The sequence below is a fragment of the Planococcus sp. 107-1 genome (assembly GCF_021513255.1).
Taxonomy (GTDB): Bacteria; Bacillota; Bacilli; order Bacillales_A; family Planococcaceae; genus Planococcus.
The window spans coordinates 354384-377943 of sequence record NZ_CP090977.1; the positions used below are offsets into that span (position 1 = coordinate 354384).

General features: G+C 45.8%; 23 protein-coding genes and 3 pseudogenes. 19 read left to right on the top strand and 7 right to left on the bottom strand.

What is annotated here, in order from left to right; genetic code table 11:
- Positions 1-306 precede the first annotated feature (306 nt).
- The 5 genes from fumC (at position 307) to L0M13_RS02070 (ending at position 4331) form a co-directional block, all read left to right on the top strand.
- Complete coding sequence (fumC, locus tag L0M13_RS02050) at positions 307-1689, top strand: class II fumarate hydratase (protein WP_235198094.1); 1383 nt, start codon at positions 307-309, stop codon at positions 1687-1689.
- Between the two features lie 198 nt (positions 1690-1887).
- Positions 1888-2550 (top strand): Dph6-related ATP pyrophosphatase, encoded by a 663-nt coding sequence (locus L0M13_RS02055; RefSeq protein WP_235198095.1) that lies wholly within the window; start codon positions 1888-1890, stop codon positions 2548-2550.
- Positions 2547-3554: a GNAT family N-acetyltransferase gene (locus L0M13_RS02060; RefSeq protein WP_235198096.1), complete on the top strand. Its 1008-nt coding sequence runs from the start codon at positions 2547-2549 to the stop codon at positions 3552-3554. Before L0M13_RS02055 ends, L0M13_RS02060 begins: the two co-directional genes overlap by 4 nt.
- An 18-nt stretch (positions 3555-3572) precedes the next feature.
- Entirely contained in the window at positions 3573-4082 is a 510-nt protein-coding gene (locus L0M13_RS02065) for a glycine/sarcosine/betaine reductase selenoprotein B family protein (RefSeq protein ID WP_235198097.1), read from the top strand.
- Positions 4083-4148: 66 nt separating this feature from the next.
- A complete protein-coding gene (locus tag L0M13_RS02070) occupies positions 4149-4331 on the top strand; it encodes a hypothetical protein (RefSeq protein WP_235198098.1) in 183 nt (60 codons plus the stop codon).
- 45 nt (positions 4332-4376) lie between these two features.
- Here the strand turns inward: L0M13_RS02070 and L0M13_RS02075 are convergent, their stop codons facing one another.
- Positions 4377-5423: a bifunctional glycosyltransferase family 2/GtrA family protein gene (locus L0M13_RS02075; RefSeq protein WP_235198099.1), complete on the bottom strand. Its 1047-nt coding sequence runs from the start codon at positions 5421-5423 to the stop codon at positions 4377-4379.
- A 231-nt stretch (positions 5424-5654) separates the two neighbouring features.
- On the opposite strand from L0M13_RS02075, the gene L0M13_RS02080 reads away from it, so the two are divergent.
- Together L0M13_RS02080 and L0M13_RS02085 are read left to right on the top strand one after the other, a co-directional pair.
- Positions 5655-6353 carry an ABC transporter ATP-binding protein gene (locus L0M13_RS02080; protein WP_235198100.1) on the top strand — a complete coding sequence of 233 codons (699 nt, stop codon included), beginning with the start codon at positions 5655-5657 and terminating at the stop codon, positions 6351-6353.
- Positions 6343-7620, top strand: a complete 1278-nt coding sequence (locus L0M13_RS02085; RefSeq protein ID WP_235198101.1) for an ABC transporter permease — start codon at positions 6343-6345, stop codon at positions 7618-7620. The genes L0M13_RS02080 and L0M13_RS02085 overlap by 11 nt, the downstream gene beginning before the upstream one ends.
- A gap of 109 nt (positions 7621-7729) precedes the next feature.
- On the opposite strand, the gene L0M13_RS02090 is transcribed toward L0M13_RS02085, so the two are convergent.
- Positions 7730-8284: a M15 family metallopeptidase gene (locus L0M13_RS02090; RefSeq protein ID WP_235198102.1), complete on the bottom strand. Its 555-nt coding sequence runs from the start codon at positions 8282-8284 to the stop codon at positions 7730-7732.
- 102 nt (positions 8285-8386) lie between these two features.
- Between L0M13_RS02090 and L0M13_RS02095 the strand changes: the two are divergent.
- The 3 genes and pseudogenes from L0M13_RS02095 to L0M13_RS02105 all read left to right on the top strand — a co-directional run bounded on the left by L0M13_RS02095 (position 8387) and on the right by L0M13_RS02105 (position 10503).
- A pseudogene (locus tag L0M13_RS02095) lies at positions 8387-9117 on the top strand (NADPH-dependent oxidoreductase).
- Positions 9118-9148: 31 nt separating this feature from the next.
- The gene (locus L0M13_RS02100; RefSeq protein WP_235198103.1) at positions 9149-9763 is read left to right on the top strand and encodes an NAD(P)-dependent oxidoreductase; all 615 of its coding nucleotides are present in this window, start codon (positions 9149-9151) and stop codon (positions 9761-9763) included.
- Positions 9760-10503 (top strand): alpha/beta hydrolase, encoded by a 744-nt coding sequence (locus L0M13_RS02105; RefSeq protein WP_235198104.1) that lies wholly within the window; start codon positions 9760-9762, stop codon positions 10501-10503. Before L0M13_RS02100 ends, L0M13_RS02105 begins: the two co-directional genes overlap by 4 nt.
- A 440-nt stretch (positions 10504-10943) precedes the next feature.
- Here L0M13_RS02105 and L0M13_RS02110 read toward each other — a convergent pair whose 3' ends face one another.
- Both L0M13_RS02110 and L0M13_RS02115 read right to left on the bottom strand, forming a co-directional pair.
- Positions 10944-11888, bottom strand: a complete 945-nt coding sequence (locus L0M13_RS02110; protein ID WP_235198105.1) for an ABC transporter permease — start codon at positions 11886-11888, stop codon at positions 10944-10946.
- On the bottom strand, positions 11866-12789 hold the full coding sequence (locus tag L0M13_RS02115; RefSeq protein ID WP_235198106.1) for an ABC transporter ATP-binding protein: 924 nt from the start codon (positions 12787-12789) through the stop codon (positions 11866-11868). The genes L0M13_RS02110 and L0M13_RS02115 overlap by 23 nt, the downstream gene beginning before the upstream one ends.
- 182 nt (positions 12790-12971) lie before the next feature.
- Here L0M13_RS02115 and L0M13_RS02120 point away from each other — a divergent pair, with 182 nt between their 5' ends.
- Together L0M13_RS02120 and L0M13_RS02125 are read left to right on the top strand one after the other, a co-directional pair.
- Positions 12972-13370 carry a hypothetical protein gene (locus tag L0M13_RS02120; RefSeq protein WP_235198107.1) on the top strand — a complete coding sequence of 133 codons (399 nt, stop codon included), beginning with the start codon at positions 12972-12974 and terminating at the stop codon, positions 13368-13370.
- 166 nt (positions 13371-13536) lie between these two features.
- Positions 13537-13779: a hypothetical protein gene (locus tag L0M13_RS02125; RefSeq protein ID WP_235198108.1), complete on the top strand. Its 243-nt coding sequence runs from the start codon at positions 13537-13539 to the stop codon at positions 13777-13779.
- A gap of 54 nt (positions 13780-13833) precedes the next feature.
- Here L0M13_RS02125 and L0M13_RS02130 read toward each other — a convergent pair whose 3' ends face one another.
- Together L0M13_RS02130 and L0M13_RS02135 are read right to left on the bottom strand one after the other, a co-directional pair.
- On the bottom strand, positions 13834-14088 hold the full coding sequence (locus L0M13_RS02130) for a hypothetical protein (RefSeq protein ID WP_235198109.1): 255 nt from the start codon (positions 14086-14088) through the stop codon (positions 13834-13836).
- A pseudogene (locus L0M13_RS02135) lies at positions 14085-15240 on the bottom strand (class I SAM-dependent methyltransferase). The gene L0M13_RS02130 and the pseudogene L0M13_RS02135 overlap by 4 nt, the downstream one beginning before the upstream one ends.
- A 162-nt stretch (positions 15241-15402) precedes the next feature.
- Here L0M13_RS02135 and L0M13_RS02140 point away from each other — a divergent pair.
- From L0M13_RS02140 to L0M13_RS02155, 6 genes are all read left to right on the top strand, one after another.
- Complete coding sequence (locus L0M13_RS02140) at positions 15403-17040, top strand: AMP-binding protein (protein WP_235198110.1); 1638 nt, start codon at positions 15403-15405, stop codon at positions 17038-17040.
- 197 nt (positions 17041-17237) lie between these two features.
- Positions 17238-17852: an NAD(P)H:quinone oxidoreductase gene (wrbA, locus tag L0M13_RS02145; RefSeq protein ID WP_235198111.1), complete on the top strand. Its 615-nt coding sequence runs from the start codon at positions 17238-17240 to the stop codon at positions 17850-17852.
- 610 nt (positions 17853-18462) lie between these two features.
- Positions 18463-19932, top strand: coding sequence for an ABC transporter ATP-binding protein/permease (locus tag L0M13_RS02150; protein WP_311195607.1), 1470 nt, complete (start codon positions 18463-18465; stop codon positions 19930-19932).
- The gene (locus L0M13_RS18435) at positions 19869-20186 is read left to right on the top strand and encodes an ATP-binding cassette domain-containing protein (RefSeq protein ID WP_311195608.1); all 318 of its coding nucleotides are present in this window, start codon (positions 19869-19871) and stop codon (positions 20184-20186) included. Before L0M13_RS02150 ends, L0M13_RS18435 begins: the two co-directional genes overlap by 64 nt.
- Positions 20183-20617: an ABC transporter domain-containing protein gene (locus L0M13_RS18440; RefSeq protein ID WP_311195609.1), complete on the top strand. Its 435-nt coding sequence runs from the start codon at positions 20183-20185 to the stop codon at positions 20615-20617. Before L0M13_RS18435 ends, L0M13_RS18440 begins: the two co-directional genes overlap by 4 nt.
- 44 nt (positions 20618-20661) lie before the next feature.
- On the top strand, positions 20662-21888 hold the full coding sequence (locus tag L0M13_RS02155) for an amino acid ABC transporter ATP-binding/permease protein (protein ID WP_311195610.1): 1227 nt from the start codon (positions 20662-20664) through the stop codon (positions 21886-21888).
- 120 nt (positions 21889-22008) lie between these two features.
- Here the strand turns inward: L0M13_RS02155 and L0M13_RS02160 are convergent, their stop codons facing one another.
- Entirely contained in the window at positions 22009-22257 is a 249-nt protein-coding gene (locus L0M13_RS02160; protein ID WP_235198112.1) for a hypothetical protein, read from the bottom strand.
- 262 nt (positions 22258-22519) lie between these two features.
- Here L0M13_RS02160 and L0M13_RS02165 point away from each other — a divergent pair.
- Positions 22520-23538: pseudogene (locus L0M13_RS02165) on the top strand (fatty acid desaturase).
- Positions 23539-23560 lie beyond the last annotated feature (22 nt).

Genomic DNA, 23560 nt, shown 5'->3' on the forward strand with positions numbered 1-23560 from the left:
GGATCTTGGACGTTTGCGCTTTTTTTATTGTCCAGCTCCAGCGCCCAGCCTCTCGGGATCTTAAGCCAGTCGAGACTACACGGGCGCTTGCGCTTTTCTTATTGTCCAGGCTCCAACAGCCAGGTTCTCGGGTCATAAGCCGTGCTGGCTGTGCGGCTGAAAAACGCCGCTTCGCCAGTCCGTCTTATGCCTTTCGAACCTAGGCGGCTGTTTGCGCTTTTCTCGCATAAAAGGTCGCTTTTTTTGATTGGTTTGTGTTTAATAGAAGAGAAGGTTACATATAGAAAATGAATTGGAGTGAATGGAATGCAATATCGTACAGAGAAAGACACGATTGGTGAAATTCAGGTAGAAGCTGACAAAATGTGGGGAGCCCAAACTCAACGCAGCGTGCAGAACTTTGCAATCGGCACTGAGCGTATGCCGCATGAAGTTGTTATGGCATTTGCTCAATTGAAAAAAGCGACAGCGAAAGCGAACCATAAACTCGGGAAATTATCCGAAGCAAAAATGAAAGCGATTGTAGCAGCTGCTGATGAAGTGATCGAAGGCAAATGGAATGACCATTTCCCATTGGTCGTTTGGCAAACAGGAAGCGGTACACAATCCAATATGAACATGAACGAAGTATTGGCGCGCCGCGGCAATGAAATCTTGGCTGAGCAATCTTCAGAAGAGAAATTGCACCCGAACGACGATGTCAACATGTCTCAAAGTTCAAACGATACGTACCCGACAGCGATGCACGTTGCAGGCGTTATGGCGGTTACTGAAAACTTGTTGCCGGCAATCCAACAATTGAAAGCGACCTTGGACGAGAAAGCGAAAAAATTTGATGACATCATCAAAATCGGACGTACGCATTTGCAAGATGCGACACCTCTTACACTTGGCCAGGAAATCAGCGGCTGGAAGCATATGCTTGAGAAAAGTGAACGCATGATCCGTGCAAGCGTTGAAGAAATGCGTGAACTTGCGATTGGCGGAACGGCTGTCGGAACAGGCATTAACGCTGACGCAACATTCGGTCCATCGGTTGCAGAATTTATTGCGGAAGCGGTAGGTACTGCCTTCACTTCAGCTGAAAACAAATTCCATGCACTGACAAGCCACGACGAAATGGTTTATACACACGGCGCGATTAAAGCGTTGGCAGCGGATGCAATGAAGATTGCCAACGATGTTCGCTGGTTAGCAAGCGGTCCGCGCAGCGGCATCGGAGAAATCACGATTCCTGCAAACGAGCCGGGCAGTTCGATCATGCCAGGCAAGGTCAACCCGACGCAAAGTGAAGCATTGACAATGGTTGCAGTTCAAGTCATGGGGAACGACGCAGCGATCGGATTTGCAGCGAGCCAAGGGAATTTCGAATTGAACGTATTCAAACCGGTTATCGCTTACAACTTCCTGCAATCTGTGCGCTTATTGACAGACAGCTTGATCAGTTTCGACGAACATTGTGCAGTGGGCATCGAAGCGAACTTGGATGTCATCGGCAACCACGTGAAAAACTCATTGATGCTCGTTACAGCATTGAACCCGCATATCGGCTACGAAAAAGCGGCAGCTATTGCAAAACAAGCACACGCTGACGGTTCAACATTGAAAGAGTCTGCTGTGAAGAGCGGCCATTTAACGGCTGACCAGTTTGACGAATGGGTTAAACCAGAAAACATGGTAGGAAAATAAAATCATTGGCGGCCAGGAAATTTCTGGCCGCTTTTTTAATGCAAATGGGTGGATGAAAACTCATACGAGCGACTTTGCAACGGATTTGAGCGACTTTCGAGGAAATACGAGCAAGTCGCCAAAAGCATGGGATTCCAAAAGGATTTAGTCTCACGATGTCGAAATTACTACAATAGAAAACAGATAAAGAGGTGCAGCATGCAAAAGACGTTTATCATGTCATGGAGCGGCGGGAAAGATTCGGCGCTTGCGTATTACCGGGCCGTTATGGAGGGGCACGTGCCCATCGCATTATTCACGATGTTCGAAGAGGATGGCACGAAATCGCGTTCGCACGGATTGCCGCTCGAGGTGATGGAAGCGCAGGCGGAGCGGATGGGATTGCCGCTTGTCATCGGAAAGGCAGATTGGTCCGGCTACGAACAAGAGTTTATCGAACATTTAAAGACGTTCAACGAGCAAGGAATCCAGATGGGTGTCTATGGGGACATCGATTTGGAGGACCACCGCGCTTGGGTCCAGAAAGTCAGTGCAGAAGCAGCGATGGAAGTTCATCACCCTCTATGGCAGGAAGCACGGAAGGAATTGCTTAAAGAGTTAATAGAAGAAGGTTTTAAAGCCGTCATCACGGTAGTGGATACGACACGGTTAGATCCGAAGTTTTTAGGGCGGGAGTTTACTCTCGATTTAATCGAAGAGCTGGAGGCGGCCGGAGTGGATGCTTGCGGGGAAGAAGGCGAGTTTCATACAGTGATTGCTGATGGTCCGATTTTTGTCGAACCGGTGCCGCTTGTTTTCGGAGATCCATTTGAAGCAGGGAATTATCGTATGCTGGAGGTCAAACTTCAATCCGGGGAGTGATTTCATTGATTCAGTTTATGGGTATCGAAGATCGCCATATTCGCCAGATGGCTGTGCTTTTGGCAAAGCGCCAGGAACGCGAACGAAAGCGGTTTTCTTTTTTAAAAGCCATGTTTGAAGAAATTGACGAAACGGAAGTCATCTTGCGCAAGCTGTTGGACCGCCCTTATATCAGTGGAATCGTCGCGGTGAGGGGAATCGATGTTATCGGCTACCTTCTTTATGAATTCAAGGAAAGTGCCGAACGCGGGCGGCATGTCTTCATCGATTATGCTTCACTGGCTATCAGCGAAAACGAACATCCTCGGCTTTTGCGGTTATTGTATGCAGATGCTGGAGCGGAATGGGTCAAACATGGCTATTTTCATCATGTCCTAATGGCACCGCTTGGCCATCCCCTTCTAATCGAAGAAATGCTGGATCAGTCTTTCCGCTACGAACAAAAATATGCGGTGCTGCCGCTAAAGGATTTCACGCCATCAGAAAATGAATCGGAGCCGGGACTGGAGTTTCGAAAAGGCACACCGGCTGATGGCCTGCTTCTCAGGAAAATGGCTGCTTGGAACAGTATCCACCAGGCAACGGCTCCTTCTTGGAATCCGATAACAAAAGAACTTTTGGATGAGATCAAACAAAGTTACAGCGAGGTCGCGAACGATGAAGAGGCGCTGTTTTGGCTGGCTGAACAAAGCGGACGTATGGCAGGCTTCCATATTTATTATCGGAAAGAAGATCCGCAGAATTTAGCCGTTCCATCCAATTGTGTGGAACTTCCAGCAGCTTCGACGAATCCGGAGATGCGTGGGAAAGGGGTAGGCCGAGCGCTTGCCAACCATTGTTTCATGGAAATAAAAAAGCTGGGCTTCGACTATATTTACACCGATTGGCATACGCCCAATCACCTCTCTTCCTATTTTTGGCCGCGTATGGGCTTTGAACCGGTAATGGTGCGCATGTCACGGCAAATCGATCCGCGAATTGCCTGGGCGCATGGCCAAGAATAAGAAGTGGAGGCTAGAGGCATGAAACGGAAAACAAAAGTCAAATCGAAACTTTCTGTCGCTTTTTCAACGAATTTTCCTGAAGCGTATAAAAAATTCACGCTTAAGCATGTCAATGAACGCCAAGGGATGCCGGAAACGGTTCTGGCTAAGCCTTTTAGAGAATGCAAGGTAGCATTAATCACAACCTCTGGCATCCATTTGAAATCAGATCGCCCATTTGATGTTGATAATCCTGCCGGGGACCCCACATACCGCCTTATCCCGGCCGCGGCACAAGAAGAGGAATTGACGGTCACGCATATTTACTATAATACGAAATTTGCTAAAACCGATCCGACAATTGTCTTTCCTTTGCCGCAGCTAAGAGCGCTCACAGACAAAGGCGAAATCCGCTCTGTAGCGGATGTGAATGTCGGATTGAACGGCGGCATCCTTGAAACGAGCGCAGTGGAACAAGAAGCGATTCCAAAAGTCATGGCGCTTTTTGAAAATGAACAAGTGGATATCGCTTTACTGGTCCCGGGCTGAGGTTCTTGCCATAACGTGCTTGGGCTGTATGCCCGGGCTTTAGAAGAAAGAGGTACCGCGACTGCCATGATTACGATTTTGCCCGAAGTAACCGATGCAGTCGGTGTTCCGAGAACAATGCATGTGCCTTTCAAATTAGGGCGGCCATGCGGAGAACCCTTTGATTTTGAAACCCGGAAGAAAGTGGTAGATCAGTTGCTTGCATTAGCAATGAAACCAAGCGGCACTCGAATTGAATACCAGGAATAAAATCAATAAAAACTCCGTTTTCCCTAAAAAGGAAAACGGAGTTTTTTACTCTTTCTTGAAAACCCAGGCACGCTGAACGACGAATCCGAAAATGAACAACAGCGTGTCGACAAGCACTTTGAGGATGACTTCTCCTCGTCCAAGCCATTCCGCATATAGGAAATGGACGGATCCGGCAGAAACCAGCATGATAAACGCGGCCAGCAAGTAGTAGCGTATCAAAGACTTCCGGGAACCTTGGCCGAATACTTTGTGGCGGTTGACATAGTAATTGAAGAGGGACGATAAGACCCGTGCGGCAACGGTTGCAAAAATAATGAATAATTGCGGTGCTTCCGGCCGGAACAATTGCAGGAAAATCCAATACAATCCGATATCGAGGCCAAATGAAGCGGCGCCTGAAAGGCCGTAAAACAGGAATATCTTATAGATGTGAAAAGAATCGCGCAAAGGATGGAAATGCGAAGATTTATTCTCATCGATATAAACCGTTTCAATCGGCACTTCAGCTATTTGGATGCCTTTGGGTTTCAAAGCAGCGAGCATATTCATTTCGTACTCAAACCGTTCCCCGAGAACTGTCAGCAGCAGGCGCAGCTGGCTCACTGGGATTCCGCGAAGCCCCGTCTGCGTATCGGTGAGCGATGTGCCAGTTGATAAACGGAACAGCAGCCGAGTGAAACGATTGCCGAAACGGCTCCGGAAAGGTACGTCTTTTTGCGTGAAATCCCGGACACCCATTACGAAACGGTCCGGAGTGCTCGATAATTGCTTGGCAATTTTCAGCATGTCGGCCACCAAATGCTGTCCGTCGGCATCTGCTGTAATCACCGCGTCATGCGGAAGGTTTTGATTGAGTATGTAATGGAAGGCGGTCTTTAGTGCACGCCCTTTTCCTTGGTTGGCTGCATGGTGCAGCACAGTCACTTCAGGCAATGGCACCAAGGATTCAAAAAAAGGTGCATACTCGGCACCGCTGCCATCATCGACCACGATAATCCGTTGAAATCCGGCTGCCAGGATCTCGTTTATCAGTTTTTCGCATTTATGGTCCGGTTTATAAGCCGGAATAATGACAGCGAATTGTTTCACGAAATCCCTTCTTTCTTCTCTTTTCGAGCAAGAGTTATTTTATGTATCATCTTTCAGGCCTTCTTCAAGAATTGCATATCCTCATGGGCAAGTCAAAAACCTTATTAGCAAAATACCCTCCTTCTTTCCTATTTATCCCTCTTCTTAAGAAATTCTTCATAAAACTCCTTGGAAATCGTTAAGATTTGATCTCTATACTTGAATTATCCAGTAAGAGAGGGGCATTAAGCCATGATTGAAATCCAAGACCTGCGCCATACGTTTGCGATTGGCAAAAAAGAACACGAACGGAAAGTTCCTGTATTAAAAGGCGTAACTTTAGACGTCCAAAAAGGGGAAATTGTTGCCATCCTCGGAAAGAGCGGTTCTGGCAAATCGACTTTATTGCATATTTTAGCCGGTTTTATGACACCGGAATCAGGCTCGGTTTTAGTGAATAAAAAAGAGACAGCCAAGATGAAAGAAGAAGAGAAAGCGGATTTCCGTTTGGCCAATTTCGGGTTCATCTTTCAGAACTTCCAATTGATGCCGGGCCTCACCGCTTTTGAGAATGTGGAATTGCCTTTGAAGATCAAAGGAGAGACGGTGAAAAAACGCCAGGCGAAAGTTCGCGGATTGCTTGAAAAAGTAGGATTGCAGGAAGTTGCTGACCATTATCCGAATGAATTGTCAGGCGGCCAGCAGCAGCGCGTCAGCATCGCAAGGGCTCTCGTCACCGACCCGCCGATTCTGCTGGCAGATGAGCCGACCGGAAGTCTGGATTCGGAGACTGAACAAGATATTTTGATGTTGATCCAATCGCTGAACCAGTCGCTCGGGCTGACGTTTGTCATCATCACCCATGACGATGAAGTCGCAAATGTTGCGCATCGGCAATACCGTCTGCACGACGGGGAATTAGTGAAAGGAGAAAAGCGCCATGCAATTTAAAGATCAAATGGATTTTATTAAACAACATATGAAGCGCAATAAGCTCCGGGTAGCGACAACTATTTTGGCGGCGATGATGGGTTGTGCCTTCTTGATTATCCTCGCATCTGTTGGGTTCGGCATGCAGAAAACCGTGACGGATCAGGTGCTGGACAATCAGATTGTAACGGAAATCGAAGTGGCTGGAAGAGAAGATGGCGAGTCGATTACCGATAAAGAAGTAGAAGCGATGAACCAGCTTGCGCATGTAAAAGCAGTGACGGACCGGACTTCGCCAAATGCCGAAGCTGTTGCCAAAATAGGCGATCGAAGCGGGTTTGCAGCTACGTCTACTGTTGACATGGAACAAGAACAAAAAGCAGGTTTGAAACTGGCGGAAGGCAAAATTCCTGCATCGGCTGACGAAGTGATTGTCGGCTATCATTTTGCGCAAAATTTGTTGACTGAAGAAGAGCAGAAAAAAGCGGATGAAGGCGAGGAAGTCTCGGGCGGATTTGCCGGAAGCCTCATCGGACAAACGTTCCAGTTGGAATTGACTCCTTATGAAGGGGAAAAAGAAGCCGCTACGTGGGAATTTACAGTTTCAGGAATCAAGGAAGAACCGGGCAAGGATTGGATAACCGACAATACGCTATTGATAGATGATTCGTGGGCTCCTGTGTTCCAGGAAGAGTTGGCACTAGAAGAAAGCGGGCGCCAAGTTCTTGTTTATGCAGACGATCTGCAAAATGTCTCTACTATCACGCAGACTTTAAAAGACGACGGCTATTATGTTTACTCGGTTACAGAAGAATTGGGTTCAATGAATATGTTCTTTACCGCTTTGAAAGCGGGATTGATTGTCGTTGGGACCGTTGCAGTCCTCATCGCTTCCATCGGTATTTTCAACACAATGACGATGGCGGTGACAGAACGGACACGCGAAATCGGCGTCATGAAAGCGATCGGCGCCAAGCCGAAACTGATTCAGAAATTATTCCTCATGGAAAGTGCAGCGATCGGCATTATCGGAACAGTGCTCGCTATTTTGGTTTCGTACGGTGTCAGCATGCTCGCCAACTGGATTGTACCGAAAATCATCATGACCTCTTTAGGTGAAGATGGGGAGGGAATGGGCGATGTCAATATCCTGATTTCAGTCATCCCTTGGCAATTGGTGCTGATTTCTGCTGTCATCAGCATCGGAGTCGCCATGGTATCAGGATGGCGCCCGGCTCGCAAAGCTACTCAAATTGACGTCATTCAAGCTTTGCGCCAGGAATTGTAAGAAAAAACGGATTGCGCAAATAAAGGCAGATATTCTGCAAACAAAACAGTGGATTCCGCAAACAAACTCATAAAAACAGCGTGGTTCTAAGTGAACCACGCTGTTTTTTCTATTCCAGGACATCTTCCGGACGATAGCCTTGCTGCAACTCTTCGATCGACAAGCCGAATGTCATCTCCAAATGCGGATAATCCTTAAAACGCTGCCAGTCGCCGCCCCAAGCAAACCCTAACTCTTTGCCGATGGCTGCAACTTCGTACCAATCGCGTTCTCCGTTGCCGTTGTCATCTCGCTGAATATCCCAAACCACGTCGCCGTTTTCGAGACGCAGTGCAAAATCGATTGCAAGGCCATAATTATGGTAAGATTCGCCGCCGCGCGCATAAGTAACGACATTGCCGGGGACGCTGCGGCCTTGATTGTGTAAATTATTCTGTTCTTCAGCCGACCGGAATCCGTCCGTGATCAAGATTTCAATGCCGATGCTTTCGGCTTGCTGAATCAATTGTTCACTTTTTTCAGCTACAATCGGATGCAGTCCGGAAGGTGCCGGCCGGTTTGCCAGTTCTTCCCGGAATGCCCATTCGTTCTGTAGCCAAACAAACAAAAAACCGCCGAGCACCAATAAAAAAAGAATCGAAACAATGGCTTTCGCTCGCTTCAAACTGCTCACCTCATCTTCTTTTATTGTAGCAAAAATCGTTGGAAGAGTATCATCCCAGATTATTTGATAGGATAAGAGAATAGAGTCAAAGGAGGAAGAAGAATGGTTATTGAATTGATGAAATCCCACGCTTCGGTGCGTGATTATAAAGAAAAGCAGCTGACAAGAGAAGAAGTCAGCGAGTTGATCCAGGCAGCACAGCATGCGGCCACTTCCCATTTTGTCCAAGCTTATTCCGTTGTCTGGGTGACGGATCCAGAAAAACGTAAGAAATTGGGGGAGCTCTCACGCAATTCGAAACAGATGGAAGGCGCAGGAGCGGTTTTCCTCATGTGCGCAGATTACAATCGTTTGAAGCATGCGGGGAGAAATCCAAGGCGAGAAAATTATTTTTGATCAAGCAGAAAATCTGCTGGTCGCTGTTACAGATGTTGGACTGCTTGCCCAGAATTTAGCTTTGGCTGCTGAATCGAAAGGCTACGGCATCTGCTATATCGGAGGAGTCCGCAACAATATGGAAGCGATCAGCGAACTGGTCGGCTTGCCGGAAGGCGTGTTCCCGGTTTACGGTTTGACTGTAGGCGTGCCGAATGAAGGCAATGAAGTGAAACCAAGATTGCCGGTCGAAGCGATTCTTCATGAGAACGAATATGATGAAGCGAAATATGAAACTTTGCTCCCTGCATATGATGCAGCGATTCAGGAATATTACGAGCGCCGCAGCACCAATCAGAAGTCAGAGACGTGGACGCAGCAAATGGCGAATTTCCTGAAGCGCGCATCGCCAAGACTTAAAAGACGTATTGGCTAAAAAAGGCTACTTATTCAAATAAATCATAAACAGTTCTTAAGAGGAGGATGGATATGAACATTACCATTTTTGGCGCAACCGGCCGTGTCGGCCAAGAAATTTTAAAGCAGGCGTTAGCGGAGGGACATCACGTAAAAGCATTAGCACGTTCGCCTAAACTGGAAGACCATGAAAACTTGGAAACAATGGCAGGCGATGTACGCAATCAAGAAGATATCGAACGGGCTGTAGAAGGCGCCGACTTGGTTTTTAGTGCACTGGGAACGGACCGGACGACGACTTTGTCAGAAGCCATTCCATTCATTAAAGCGGCGATGGAAAAAGAGGGCATCAAACGTTTGATTACGATTGGAACGGCAGGGATCTTGAATAGCCGGCTGACACCTGGCGTATTGCGATACCAAGGCGGCGATTCCAACCGCAAATTGACGTTTGCTGCAGAAGAACATGAGAAGGTTTTCCGTTTGCTCGAAGCGTCTGAATTGGACTGGACGATTGTCTGCCCGACGTATTTGCCGGACGGAGAAGCGCGCGGCAATTACCGGACAGAAAAAGATTTTCTCCCGGAAGAAGGCAGAGAAATCACAGTCGGCGACACAGCTGATTTTGCGTATAAGCAAATGGAAAGCGCGGAGTTCTTCAAAACCCGTGTCGGAATTTCCTATTGAGTGCGGAGAAAAGTAAGGCGAAAAAATGGACCATTCGGATTTTGCTTGGTTTTATTGTGTTGATTGCTTTGATCGTTATCGGCTTTATCGTCTATAGCCAATTCGATTACGGGCCAAGTGAAATTCTGGAAGAACAAGTCGATCTCGAAGCGGTTGAACGGGATGACCAAGGACTCATCTTCATGCCGGAAGATTCGAATGGCCAAGGCCTTATCCTTTATCAAGGGGCAAAAGTGGAAGCGGAAGCTTATGCGTATCTTGGCAAGAAACTGAGCGAGCAAGGCTACACGGTGTCGATTCCGGATCTGCCGCTGAAATTCGGGATTTTTGGAGTGGATAAAGCAGAAGCGGTAATCGCGGATTATCCGGAAATCGGTTCTTGGTTTATCGGCGGCCATTCGCTTGGCGGAGTTGCGGCTGCGATGTATGCCGATGAGCATCAAAATGAATTGGCGGGCTTATTTTTCCTAGGCTCTTATCCTTCAGGTGACTTTGCTCTAAGCGATTTGCCGATGCTGTCGGTTTATGGTGAAAACGATGGTTTGACGCTTTTGGATGATATTGAGAACAATCGCATCCTATTTTCAGCCAATAGTGAATTTGTTGGGATTCCTGGAGGCAACCATGCCCAGTTCGGGCTCTACGGCGAACAAAAAGGCGATAATCCGGCAGATATCCAGCCGCTTGAACAGCAGGATTTGGTTGTCGAGGCATTGCTGAATTGGATGGAAGACAAATGAAAAAAGGATCTGGAAGTCAGTAAACTGGCGGCCAGATCCTTTTTATTTTTAGAGAACAGCCTTCGCTTTTCGTTGTCCAGACTTCGGCTGCTAGCCCCTCGAGGTCGCTTCAGTCTTATCAGCAATGGCAAAACCGCCATTACCGCTAAGACCTCCAGCGCTTGTCGGGGCTAACGAGCTGCCTTCGCTTTTCTAGTGTCCAGACTCCAGCGGCCAAGTTCTCGGGTCATAAGTCGTCTCGCCTGTGCGGCACAAAACGCCGCTTCGGCAATTCGCCTTATGTCCGTCGAACTTAAATGGCCGCTTCCGCTTTTCGTTGTCCAGACTCCGGCAGCTAGCCCCTCGAGGTCGCTTCAGTCTTATCAGCAATGGCAAAACCGCCATTACCGCTAAGACCTCCAGCGCTTGTCGGGGCTGACGAGCTGCCTTCGCTTTTCTATTTAAGCAGTAACGTCTCTTCTTGAAAATGTCCAATAGCTGACGGCCATGAAAATGAGGAAGTAAACGGCCAGTACAATAAGCGACATGGTCATGGTGATATCCGGTACGGGCATAAATCCGGTGTAGAATTGGGTTAAATCCGTATGGGTGAACAAATAGTATTTGACGACTTCGTAATTAGCGAGTAAATAGACGGCTTGGATTCCGGTGAACATCAGGAAAATCGATAAGCCGATTGCAAGGGAGCTGGAACGGAAAACGGTGCCGAGCATGAAGGCGAAAGTTCCGATGATCCAGACGCTTGCAAAACTTAAAGCGGCCATTTTCAACGCTTCGATCCAATAAGATCCTTCAACGACTTCTGAGCCGTTCCAGACAAGGAAAGTCCCGTCGCCGATGCCGAAGAAAATCAATCCTGCGAGTGCGCTAACGGCGATTGTTAAAATAGAGAGCAGAATCGCATAGATCATAGTAGTGATGTATTTAGAAGTTAATATTTTCCACCTTTTAACAGGGCGAGTCAACAACATTTTGATGGTGCCTTGAGAAAACTCTGAAGCGACTATCCCTGCAGCTATAATCACGGTAAACAGCGTGACGAGAGACAGCATCGCATGAGCATCGATTACTTGCTGCTGCATGCTTGTATATTCAAAAGCAGGGACTTCATTTGCAAGGCGATATTCCGCAATTGCTGCTTGGCCTTCGTAATAGTCTTTTTGCTGGCCGCTAAGATTCGGGTCCATCAACATCGCTTCTGCATTAGCCTGTTGATTGGCAGCCACTTCTTGCCACGTTTCTTCTTCATTGACCATCATGCTGGAATTGACCCATTTCGTAATGCCCATCGATGCGAACAAAATGACAACCAGCAAAGCGGCCATGATCCAGCTTGTTTTCTTGCTCCATAATTTCATCCATTCATTTTGAATGAGTTTCAGCAATTTGGCCACCTCCGGTCATTTCAAGGAATTGATCTTCAAGCGTTGCGCGATGCGGTTGAACAGCATAGATTTTCGCACCGGCAGAGACGAGCATATTAACGGCTCCAGGAATGTGCTGCGATTCCGTATCGATCAAATAGCCTTTGTCATGCGCAGTAACCGGGAAGCCGGCGCCGCTCAAAACTTCGAGTGCCAGTTCATTTGGTTCCGCATGAATATAATAGCGCGAAACATTGAGTTCTTTGACGTTCTTGATATCAATCAGTTCGCCATTTTGAATCACGGCAATCCGGTCGCATAATAATTCGATTTCTGATAAAAGATGGCTGGAAACAAAAACAGCGACGCCATTTTCGCTTGCGACTTTTTGCAGGTACATTCGGAATTCCCGGATGCCTGCGGGGTCCAGGCCATTTGTCGGTTCGTCCAGGATCAAAAATTTCGGGTCATGCAAAAGTGCCTGTGCAAGGCCGAGCCGCTGCCGCATTCCGAGAGAATAGGAACTGACTTTTTCGTTGATGCGATTCTGCATGCCGACTTGTTGGACGACTTCATCAATGCGTTTTTTGGAAATCCCTTTGTGCATTCGGGAAAAATGCAAAAGGTTTTTGTAGCCGGTCATGTACTTGTACATTTCCGGATTTTCAACAATTACCCCGACTTTCTGAATGCTTTCTTCAAAGTTGGATTGGATTGATTGTCCATCAATGAATACTTCGCCTTCTGTCGGGCGCATCAATCCGACCATCATGCGAATGGTCGTCGTTTTACCGGCGCCATTTGGCCCGAGAAAACCAGTGATTTGGCCTTTATATAAGTCGAGGCTCAGATTCTTAATGATATTCTTCTTTCCAATTGTTTTCGAAAGATTCTTGATCTGCACAATCGGTTTTTCTGTCATCTTCTTCCACCCGCTTTCCGCAGCTTGATTCCGCTGCGTGTGTCATTATGTATTAACGATTGAAGAGGCCTGAAGTTTCAAAAATCCCTTTCTTATTCAACAGATGGAATGAAAATAAAAGCATAAACAAATTGAAAAGGGGAATAAGGAGACTAGAAACCAGGAAATCGGAGGGATCGATCATGAAGGAACTTCAAGACAAAGAGCAGATCTTAATGGCCTATTACACGCAATACTATACAGCGGCCACGACCGAAGATGTAGCCGCGCTCGATGAGCGGCTATCCCAAGGGATTGGCAAAGATCGGTATGAAGAAGCAATGAATGAATTGAAAGAAGAAGGGCTTATTAATGGACTGGCTCTAGTAAAAGAAGAAGAGGGTGAGGGTCCGCCCCTTCCGATGGCAACCAATGAAGGAATGCTTTACATCAATAACACCCTAAATCTTCAATCCGATGCAGTAGAGGACCATCAATTGGATTACTTGGACAATAATCTAAAAACAAGCGGATTGGAATTGACCTTGGAACCCGTCAAAACCTATATAGAAGAAACGGTTCGCCAACAAAAGGAAATGTGAGATTGAATAAAATAGAAATCGCGGCATTGCTTTTGTAGAGCGACGCCGCGGTTTTTTTACGTTTAACTTCACTTCGTTTCAAATGTTAAGAAACTGTGAAAAAGATAACTTCCTCTTTTGTTTTGATAAATTATGTTTATAATGCTTATATTGGGGGGATGAGCATATGAATCATTTTTCGATAACAGAAATTAAAGAACGCAATAGTAAATCAGCTCAAGCAATCGGCTTCTTGATTGCCGGAATTCTTGCCGCGCTCGTCTATGGAATTATCCAACTGTCATTGCCGGCCTTTTTGTTGGCACTTGTTTTCGCCGTCAATCTTTCCTTGGAAACCCGCGAATACAAAAAGAGCTACAAGATTGAATTGGAAGCTGCAAAATATAATGAAGACAACCTGAATTCTTAATCACGTATAAAAGAAAAGCCGCCCGTCCAAAATGGACAGGCGGCTTTTCCCGCTTTAAAGTTCGAAAATGAAAAATGCCAGGAAAATCGTGATGACGACGATAAAATTGGTCGCCATCGCCCCTTTTTTGCCGATCGGCTTTTCGAGGGAAGGGAAGCGGTCGATAAGTTTCATCAGTCCAGCAATCAAGCCGACGATCAGCAGCAAATTCACGATTAAATGCATATCGTAGATTTTTACATCTATAAAGCGGATGAAGATTACGGTAAAAGCGAGCACGATGCCGTTGGCGAGATTTTTCCGTGTCATAGGAGCTCCTTTAATTCGTTTTCAAGAAAAGGCTTGACTGATAAGAGCTGCGTGAATTGCTGATAGCGTTCAAATTGTCCAGGCAGCGGTTTTTTTCCTGTTTTATAAGCGCGGATCAAAATGTTTTTCGGCGTATGTTCAATATCAATGAACTCCATCAATTGCGTTTCATAGCCGACCAGCGATAATAATTCTGCGCGGATGGAATCGGTAGCAAGTGCGCTGAAGCGCTCTTTGATCAAACCATGCTGAAGCATGATGCCAAGTTCCGGCGCTTCGATTTGGCTATTCAGTTCATGCTGGCAACAAGGAACACTTAAAATGACTTTCGCATTCCATTTTACAGCGGGATAAAGCCATGTCTGTAGCGACGTCGCAGGCATGAAGCGTGACAACCATATCGACTGCGGATTCTTCGTTGTAATCATTGATGTCGCCAACCAAAAACTCCAGCTGACTGTAATTTAAATCTTCAGCGATGCGCTGGCATTCTTCGATAACTTCTTTTTTTAGATCGAGTCCCGTGACCCGCAAATCAAGCCCTTTTTCAATCCGCAAATAATGATAAAGAGCGAAAGTCAAATAAGATTTGCCTGAACCGAAATCGAGTATGCGGACTGTGCGGTCTTTCGGCAAATGCGCAAGTGCATCATCAATGAATTCGATAAACCGGTTGATTTGGCGGAACTTATCGTATTTCTGTTTTTTGACTTTGCCGTCCGGACTTTGTACGCCAAGACGCACCAAAAACGGATAAGGCACGCCGTCTTCCAGTAAGTACTGTTTTTTGCGGTTATGGGAAAGCTCAGCTTTTTTCGTTTCCGTCTGTTCTGTTTTCCAGGAAACTTTAAATTTCTTAGAAAGTTGGATCTGTACTTTTTCTTCGGAAAACTGGAAAAGCCCTTGGCGGAACTCTTCGAATAAGCTTGCTAATTTAGCTGAGGCCTCATCCAATGTTAAATTTTCATGTTTGAGTACATGTTCAAATTGATATTCAAATTGAATAAAATAGTCATTCTTTATTTCCACAGGCTTGAGTTTCACCCGTTTGATGTCATTCGATTTTAAACGCGGCTGGCTGATGGTGGCCGAAACAAGTTCCCGCTGCTGCAAACGAGCGGCGAGTGAATCATGCATTGATTGTAATTCCATTTCAATTCCCTTTCGTGGTCCAGAATACTTTCCATTTTATCATGTATAGCATCTAAAGGGCGAAAGCTTAGTTTGAACATCTTGTTTGAATGTTATATTGTTGGAATTTTATGATAATATGGAAAAGTATATTGAAAACGTTTACATAACGGAGGGATGAAAATGGGGATTTTAGAAAAGACGGTTGGCCAAATTGTGCGTGAGCAAGCAGCTCTCCATCCGGAAACAGAAGCCTATGTTTATCCGGAGCACGGCATACGCAAGACTTATCGGGAGTTCGACCAAGAAACAGACCGCCTTGCGAAAGCATTTATAGGAATAGGGATAGAAAAAGGCGAACACATTGCGATTTGGTCTGACAATAAGCGCGAATGGCTGCTCAGTCAATATGCGACAGGGAAAATGGGCGGAGTGCTAGTGACCGTCAATACAAGTTACCAAGCAAGCGAACTTGAGTATCTTTTGAAACAATCCGATGCGACGACCCTAATATTAGGCGAAGAGTTTAAAAGCTCCAATTATATTGAAATTTTGAATACGGTCTGTCCAGAGTTAAAGGCTGCAGAAAAAGGGAGCCTTTCAAGCAGCAAACTTCCACATTTCAAACGCGTTATCGTAATGAGCGAGAATCAGCATCCTGGAATTTATACATGGAGTGAATTCGAAGCGTTTGCGGATCGAGTGGGCGACGAGGAATTGGAAAATCGCTTTGATTCGATGGAGCCGGATGACGTCATCAATATTCAATACACATCCGGTACGACAGGCTTTCCGAAAGGTGTCATGCTGACGCATCTGAATGTTGTAAATAACGGCAAGCTTGTCGGCGACACAATGAACTTAACGGAAAATGATCGCCTGTGCATCCCGGTGCCTTTTTTCCATTGCTTCGGCTGCGTCCTTGGAACAATGGCAGCGGTGACGCATTCATCGACGATGGTCATCGCGGAGCAATTTGAACCGAAACGGGTGCTGCAAATGGTACAGGATGAGAAATGTACAGCATTGCACGGCGTCCCGACGATGTTCATTGCTGAGCTGAATCATCCGGATTTTAAGAGTTTCGATACTTCCACTTTGCGGACAGGCATCATGGCAGGTTCGCCTTGTCCGATTGAAGTGATGAAGAAAGTGATTAGCGAGATGGGTGCTTCGGAAATTACGATCGCATACGGCCAAACCGAATCCTCGCCGGTAATCACCCAGACGCGTGCAGATGATGATATTGAAAAACGAGTCGCGACGGTCGGCAAACCGCATGCCGAGGTGGAAGTGAAGATTGTGGATCCCGTGACGAACGAGGAAGTCGCAATCGGGATGCCGGGAGAGCTTTGTACAATAGGGTACCATATCATGAAAGGCTATTATCAAAACGAAGAAGCAACAAAGCAAGCCATCGACCAAGACGGCTGGCTGCATACGGGTGATATTGCTGTCGAAGATGAGGATGGCTATATTGCAGTGACTGGGCGCATTAAAGACATGGTCATCCGAGGAGGGGAAAATATCTATCCGCGCGAGATAGAAGAATTTTTATATCAACACCCTTCAGTCCAAGATGTTCAAGTAGTCGGAGTACCGGATCCGAAGTACGGGGAAGAGCTGATGGCCTGGGTCATTCTCAAAGACGGCGAACAAATGCGGACAGACGAGTTGCGGAATTATTGCAAAGGCAAAATATCGCATCATAAAATTCCGCGCTATATCGAATTCACAAAAGAATATCCAATGACTGCTTCCGGCAAAATCCAAAAATTTAAATTACGGGAATTGGCTATAGAGCGCAGCCAGCAAGATTGAATAGAAGAAATGAATTGAACCTCTGTGATTGCTGGCAGAGGTTTTTATTATGTTTTTACCGTATGTGTAAATCATTGATACTTGTTTAATTTTTCTGGAGAAAGGGGAAAGTGTAAACGTAAGAGAAATCTCAAATTCAGGGTAATTCTTATCTTTGCGTATCAGTCACGGACTTTATACAAGAAGGAGAGAAAATTATGGATAATATTAAACTGGCAATCATTTATTACAGTTCAACAGGAACGAATTATCAGATGGCAAGATGGGCAGAAGCAGCTGCACAAGAAACGGGTGCTGAAGTCAAATTAGCAAAAGTGAGAGAAAATGCGCCGCAGGGAGCGATCGATTCGAACCCTGCATGGAAAGCGCATTCAGAAGCGACCGCGGATGTGCCGGTAGCAGAAGTCGATTTATTGGAATGGGCGGACGCCATTATTTTCAGCGTTCCGACAAGGTTTGGGCATGTCCCATCGCAGTTTCAGCAATTCCTCGATACAACCGGCGGATTGTGGGCGCAGGGTAAATTGGCGAATAAAGTCGTCAGTGCCATGTCTTCAGCTCAGAACCCGCATGGCGGACAGGAAGCGACCGTGCTTGCAGTTTATACGTCGATGTTCCACTGGGGAGCAATTGTTGCGGCGCCGGGCTATAACGATCCGGTCTTATTCAAAGCTGGAGGAAATCCATACGGTACAAGTGTGAGTGTGGATCAAGACGGGAATATGGTTGAAGATGTTGCAGATGCCGTCGCTTATCAAGCAAGGCATACGGTGGAAGTGGCGCAATGGATCAAAAATGGACGTGGCCAATAAGGGTTTATCGGAGCAGGCAGGCTATCTACTAGCAGTTGCCTGCTTCAACTTTTTAAAATTGGGTATAGTAATAATAGAAACAAAGTCAAACAGAAATTGCCAAACAGTCAAATTATAGGTAATTTTACTTCAATTACTATAATAAAAGGCCTATATAATTTGACTTTTCTGAAAATTATTGGTATGATAGCACAAATGTATAGGCATATCAGCTTGGGTCTTTGAAACTACCGCGAAGTGGGGGTGAGGATCTTGATGACAAAAGAGGAACAGACTATTTTTGAATACGAACTATATAAACTTAGTTTGGAATATCAGAAATGCATGGACGATTATTTAAAGTCGCAAATTCAACAAGATATTTCTTTTTTGTCATCAGTCCTTCAAAGGTCGCAGAAAAGAGAGTCGCAATCACGTTCAACGCATTCATAAAAATCACAGCGGAAGGCCGCTGTGATTTTTTTATTTGACTGCCTTTTTCTGTCCGGTGCGTTTGTGAACAGCTTTGTAACAAACATACCGGAAAAACGCCTAATAGCGGGCCGCTGGAGCGGAATTTAACCTGCCATGCTTTATAATAGAAGTAACAGCGGCTAAAGGAGAGAATTGCATGCTTGATCTTAAACAGCTAGCGTTTGAACGGAAAAATAGAATGGCTTGGTTGATTATCGCTTCTCTACTAAAAGGGCTTGCGATGATTGGGCAAGCGTTGTTTTTTGTCTGGATCGCAGATGCGGTATTCTTAAAAGATGCCTCCTTCCAAGAAGTTCTGCCCTATTTTGGGGGCTTGTTTGCAGCGGTAGTCATCCGTGCGGCTAGTGGCTATGCGATTGGCAGAACGGGCGTAAACTTAGCATCCGAAGCCAAAAGCACCTTGCGCACGAAGTTGACTGCTTCTTTTGCAGGAAATCCACTCCAAGCTTCTGTCCAAGGGCAATCGGGTGAAAAAGTCAGCTTGCTTCTGGATGCAGTCGACGAAGTGGACGGATATTTTAGTAAATACATCCCTCAAATGATCCAAAGTGCAATCATCCCTGTCCTTCTATTGGTTGTGATTTTTTCTCAACATTGGGTGACGGGGCTTATCATATTGATCACGGCTCCATTTATTCCTGTATTTATGGCACTTGTCGGCATTAAGACCAAAGAAAAAGCCGACGCACAAATGGAAAAGCTTGGCCAGTTTTCAGGAACTTTTTTGGACGTTCTGCAAGGGTTGACGACTTTAAAACTGTTTGGACGTGCGGAGCAGCAAAAGCAAGTCATCAAAAAAAGCAGCTTGGATTTTCGGGATGCAACCATGGAAGTTTTGAAGTCAGCGTTTTTGTCTTCGCTGATGCTCGAATACATTTCCATGCTCAGCATGGGGATCATTGCATTGGAAATCGGTTTGCGTCTTGTAGTTTACGATAATTTAACTTTTTTTACGGCATTTTTTGTGATGATATTAGTGCCCGATTTCTTTAACCTATTAAAAGACTTCGGCAGTGCTTTCCATACGGGGCGCGGCAGTGCAGCAGCAGCAAAACGCTTGGCTGCTGAGCTTGAAAAAGAACGCCAGCCAGTCGCTTGGGGACAGGCTGAAATGCCTCAACAACCTCTTTCTGTCAACGTGAATGCTTTGTCTTTCCAATATGAAGGCGGATTCGAATTGGGGCCAATTGATGTAGCCGTTTCTCCTAAAAGCCAAATAGCGATCATCGGGAAAAGCGGATCAGGGAAAACGACTTTGCTGCATGCCATTGCGGGCTTATTGCCCGTACAGCATGGGCAAATTTTAGTGAATGGGATCCCTAGAAATGAAATCGCCGAGAAGTCCTGGTTCAATCACTTGAGTTATATTTCTCAAAATCCGTATTTATTTGCAGGCACAATTAAAGAAAATATTTTAATCGGCGCGAGCCGTCCGACGACAGAAGATGAATTAGTGGAAGCTGCACGGAAAGCTGGAATTCTGGAAATGGTCTATTCATTGACACTCGGCTTTGATACGCCGGTCGGGGAAGGGGAAGAGGATTGTCCGGCGGTGAAAAACAGCGCATTGCTTTGGCGCGAGCTTTTCTTAAAAAACCTTCTCTAATTCTCTTTGACGAACCCACATCGGGATTGGATTTAACCACTGAAAAAATTCTGCAGGAAGCAATCGAAGAACTCGGCCGGGAAGCGACCGTTATTACAGTAGCGCACCGCCTGCATACAGTGAGAAATTCGGATGTGATTTTAGTTTTGGCTGACGGAAAGTTAGCGGCAAAAGGCAGCCACGAGGAATTGTTGAAAATGTACGGCCCTTACCGGGAGATGCTGGCTATCCAGCAAGGAGGTGTCTTGCAATGAAGGAATTAAAGCAAGTATTGCTGCTGACGATCCGGGAAAAAAGAGACGTCAGCATCGCAATCTTTTTCGGTTTCCTAGCGGGAATCGCGGGAGTTGCCCTTATGGCTTCAAGCGGGTATTTAATCTCGAAGGCGGCATTGACTTCGCAGATGACCATTTTGATCGTCATGGGTGCCTGCCTGAAATTATTCGGTTTGGTGTCAGCGTTAAGCCGCTATGCGGAGCGCTTATTCTCGCACCGGGCAACTTTTACGATGCTCAGCAATTTGCGCGTATCCTTTTTCGAACGCCTTGAACCGCACGCGCCGCAAATCTTCCAGAAATATCGAAGCGGAGATTTATTGGCGCGCATTGTCGGCGACGTCGAAAGTTTGCAGAACTTTTTGCTGCGGTATTTTATCCGCCAGTCGTTCTTGGGATCGTCTTTTTAAGCACCATTTTTTTTACCTCTTTCTTTTCATTCGCCATCGCGCTTGTGATTGCCGGAGGCATGGTTTTAACGATTATCGTAGTGCCAGCCATCTTTGCGTGGCGCCAGCGGAAAATCGATTCCGCAGCCCGGACAAGCCGGGCTGCCCTGTCATCGGAAGCGGCTGAATTTCTTTTCGGTTTCCGGGACTTGAAAATTTATCAGCAATTGGAAAGTAAAGAACAGCAGCTGACTGCTTTTTCAGATGACTATGCCGAACAGCAGCGAAAAGCAGGGCTTGAAGAAAACTTAAGCCAGTCAGTGAATGGTTTTGTGGCACTTCTTGTGTCCTTTTTCGTATTAGGGCTAGGCACTTATTTTGTAGCCACCGACCAGTTGGATGGCCTCTATTTGGCCATGCTCGTGATGATTTCATTGGCCGTATTTGAAAACGTTCCGCCAATGGCTGTATTTCCTGCTTATTTCGAAGACAACCGCAAAGCGGCTGTGCGGTTGGAAAATGTTGTAGCCCAAGAAAGAAATAGCGAAAAACTGCTGGAGCTGCCTGGCGGGCCGCTGGATTTCAAATTGGATAAAGTGGCCTATACGTATCCAAATGAGGAACGGCCAGCACTCAACCAAGTTTCCCTGACAATTAAAGAAGGAACGAAAACAGCGATCGTCGGGCCGAGCGGTTCGGGGAAATCGACTTTGCTGCAAGTCCTATTGAATATTGCAGACGTTGATGCCGGAGATATTACCATCGGCGGCAAACCGCTTCAAAACGTACGCCAGGAAAATTTGTGGAATGCAATGAATGTCGTGCTGCAGGAAAATCATTTCTTCTTTGGCACCATCCGCAGCAATTTATTGATTGCTAATGAAGAGGCGCCAGAGGAAGCGATGCAGGAAGCATTGAATAAAGTTCAGTTGGGCCAGTTCTCGTTAGACACGAAAGTCAGTGAAAAAGGGGCAAACTTGTCGGGCGGCGAAAAGCAGCGTCTTGCGATTGCCAGAGCTTTGTTGAAATCGAAGCCGATTTGGCTGCTTGATGAACCTGTCTCATCTGTCGACAGTGTCACTGCTCAAGCAATTTATAAAGAGCTTTTTGCAAATGGCGAAAAGAATACCTTTATCATCATTAGCCACGATTTATCCGGTCTTGAAGAGATGGACCAAATCATTGTCATGGAACAAGGCCGCGTCATTGAAACCGGTACTTACGAAGAAGTGATGAAGCGGCAAGGGTATTTCTATCAATTGAAGCAAGTCGAAAAAAGTATATTTGCATAAGCAAAAACGGAAGGCGTCGCATTCAAGCGAGGGCCTTCCGTTTTTTTTAGGAAGAGGATTATGGAAATAATTTTACCGGCAAAAAAAGCCGGTCGGCTAGACCAGCTTTTATAGAAAAGTCTATAAGAGCGTTTTTTCCGTTTCGATATAGAAACTTTGCTCTCTTTTTGCATCTTCAAGTTTCATCTGTTCCAATTCTAATCGCATCTTTTGCGTCTCAATCACAAAGTTCTCATGCTTCAACCGTTCAAGCTCCAATTGGCTTTCAATCATTTTATTTTTAAGCTTCGTCTGGGTTTGGAAATGGGAGGTAATGATGCCAGCGAGTGGAATTGAAAAAATCATAATCACAGCTACGAGCCCAGTCACACTGTTCACCTCTCTTTTGAATTTTCTGATTTATTTCAGTATACCTGATGATGAGGAAATGAAAAAGGATATTGACGGCATTTAATGGAAGAATTCTTCGTTTCTTTACTGGTATTCCACAAAAGGGCATTACCAAAACCAGCAATACATGACAAGTGTCATATAACATCCATGCGTTTATGCCTTTTTTGTCATAGCCGGATTCTTTATGATTAGGATAATAAGTTATCCGGGCAGACAAACCCGTATAAGGAGGAAGAACATGAGCAGAGAAAAAACAGCGCAATTACGCAAGTTTGTAGCACCGTTCGAAAAAGCAGATGTAAAAGCAAGTGTACGTCAATTGGTGAATACGATTCCGCCATTCATCATCGCATGGACTTTGGCATACTTCGCTCTTGACGTCTCCATTTGGCTAACGATCGCTTTATGTATCGTTGCTGCAGGTTTTGTCGTTCGTACGTTCATCATCTTCCACGATTGCACACACGGTTCGTTCTTTAAGAACAAAAAAGCCAATGCAGTTGTCGGAACAATTACGGGAATTATGACATTATTCGCTTATGAAAAATGGAAACGCGAGCACTCGATCCACCATGCTTCAAGCGGAAATTTAGATAAGCGCGGCGTCGGCGATATTTGGGTCATGACGATCGAAGAATATGTAGAAGCTTCTAAATGGGAACGTTTCAAATACCGTATGTACCGCAATCCATTAGTAATGTTCGGTTTAGGGCCATTATTCTTGGTTTTGATCTCAAGCCGTTTCAACCGTAAAGATGCACGTAAAAAAGAACGCAACAATACGTATTTGATCAATATTTCTCTTGTCGTGATTTATTCACTTCTTATCTGGGCAATCGGCTGGCAGGCATTCCTGATTGTTCAAGGGACTACAATGTTTACAGCAGGCGCACTTGGCATTTGGCTGTTCTACATCCAGCATACATTTGAAGATTCGTATTTCGAAGATGAAAACGAATGGGATTACGTAAAAGCTGCTGTAGAAGGAAGTTCATATTACCAGCTTCCAAAAGTCTTGCAGTGGGTAACAGGGAACATCGGTTTCCACCACGTGCACCATTTGAGCCGCGGGTTCCGAACTACAATTTGGAAAAAGCGCATGAATCCACTCCGCCGCTTCAACAAGCGACGACAATCGACATCAAAACAAGCCTTAAATCATTGCGCTATAAAGTGTACGATGCGAAAAACAAAACGTTTGTCACTTTTGGCGACATCAAGCATTTGCTGAATGAAAACAAAATGACAGCACAATAACGAAAAGAAAAAATCATTCATT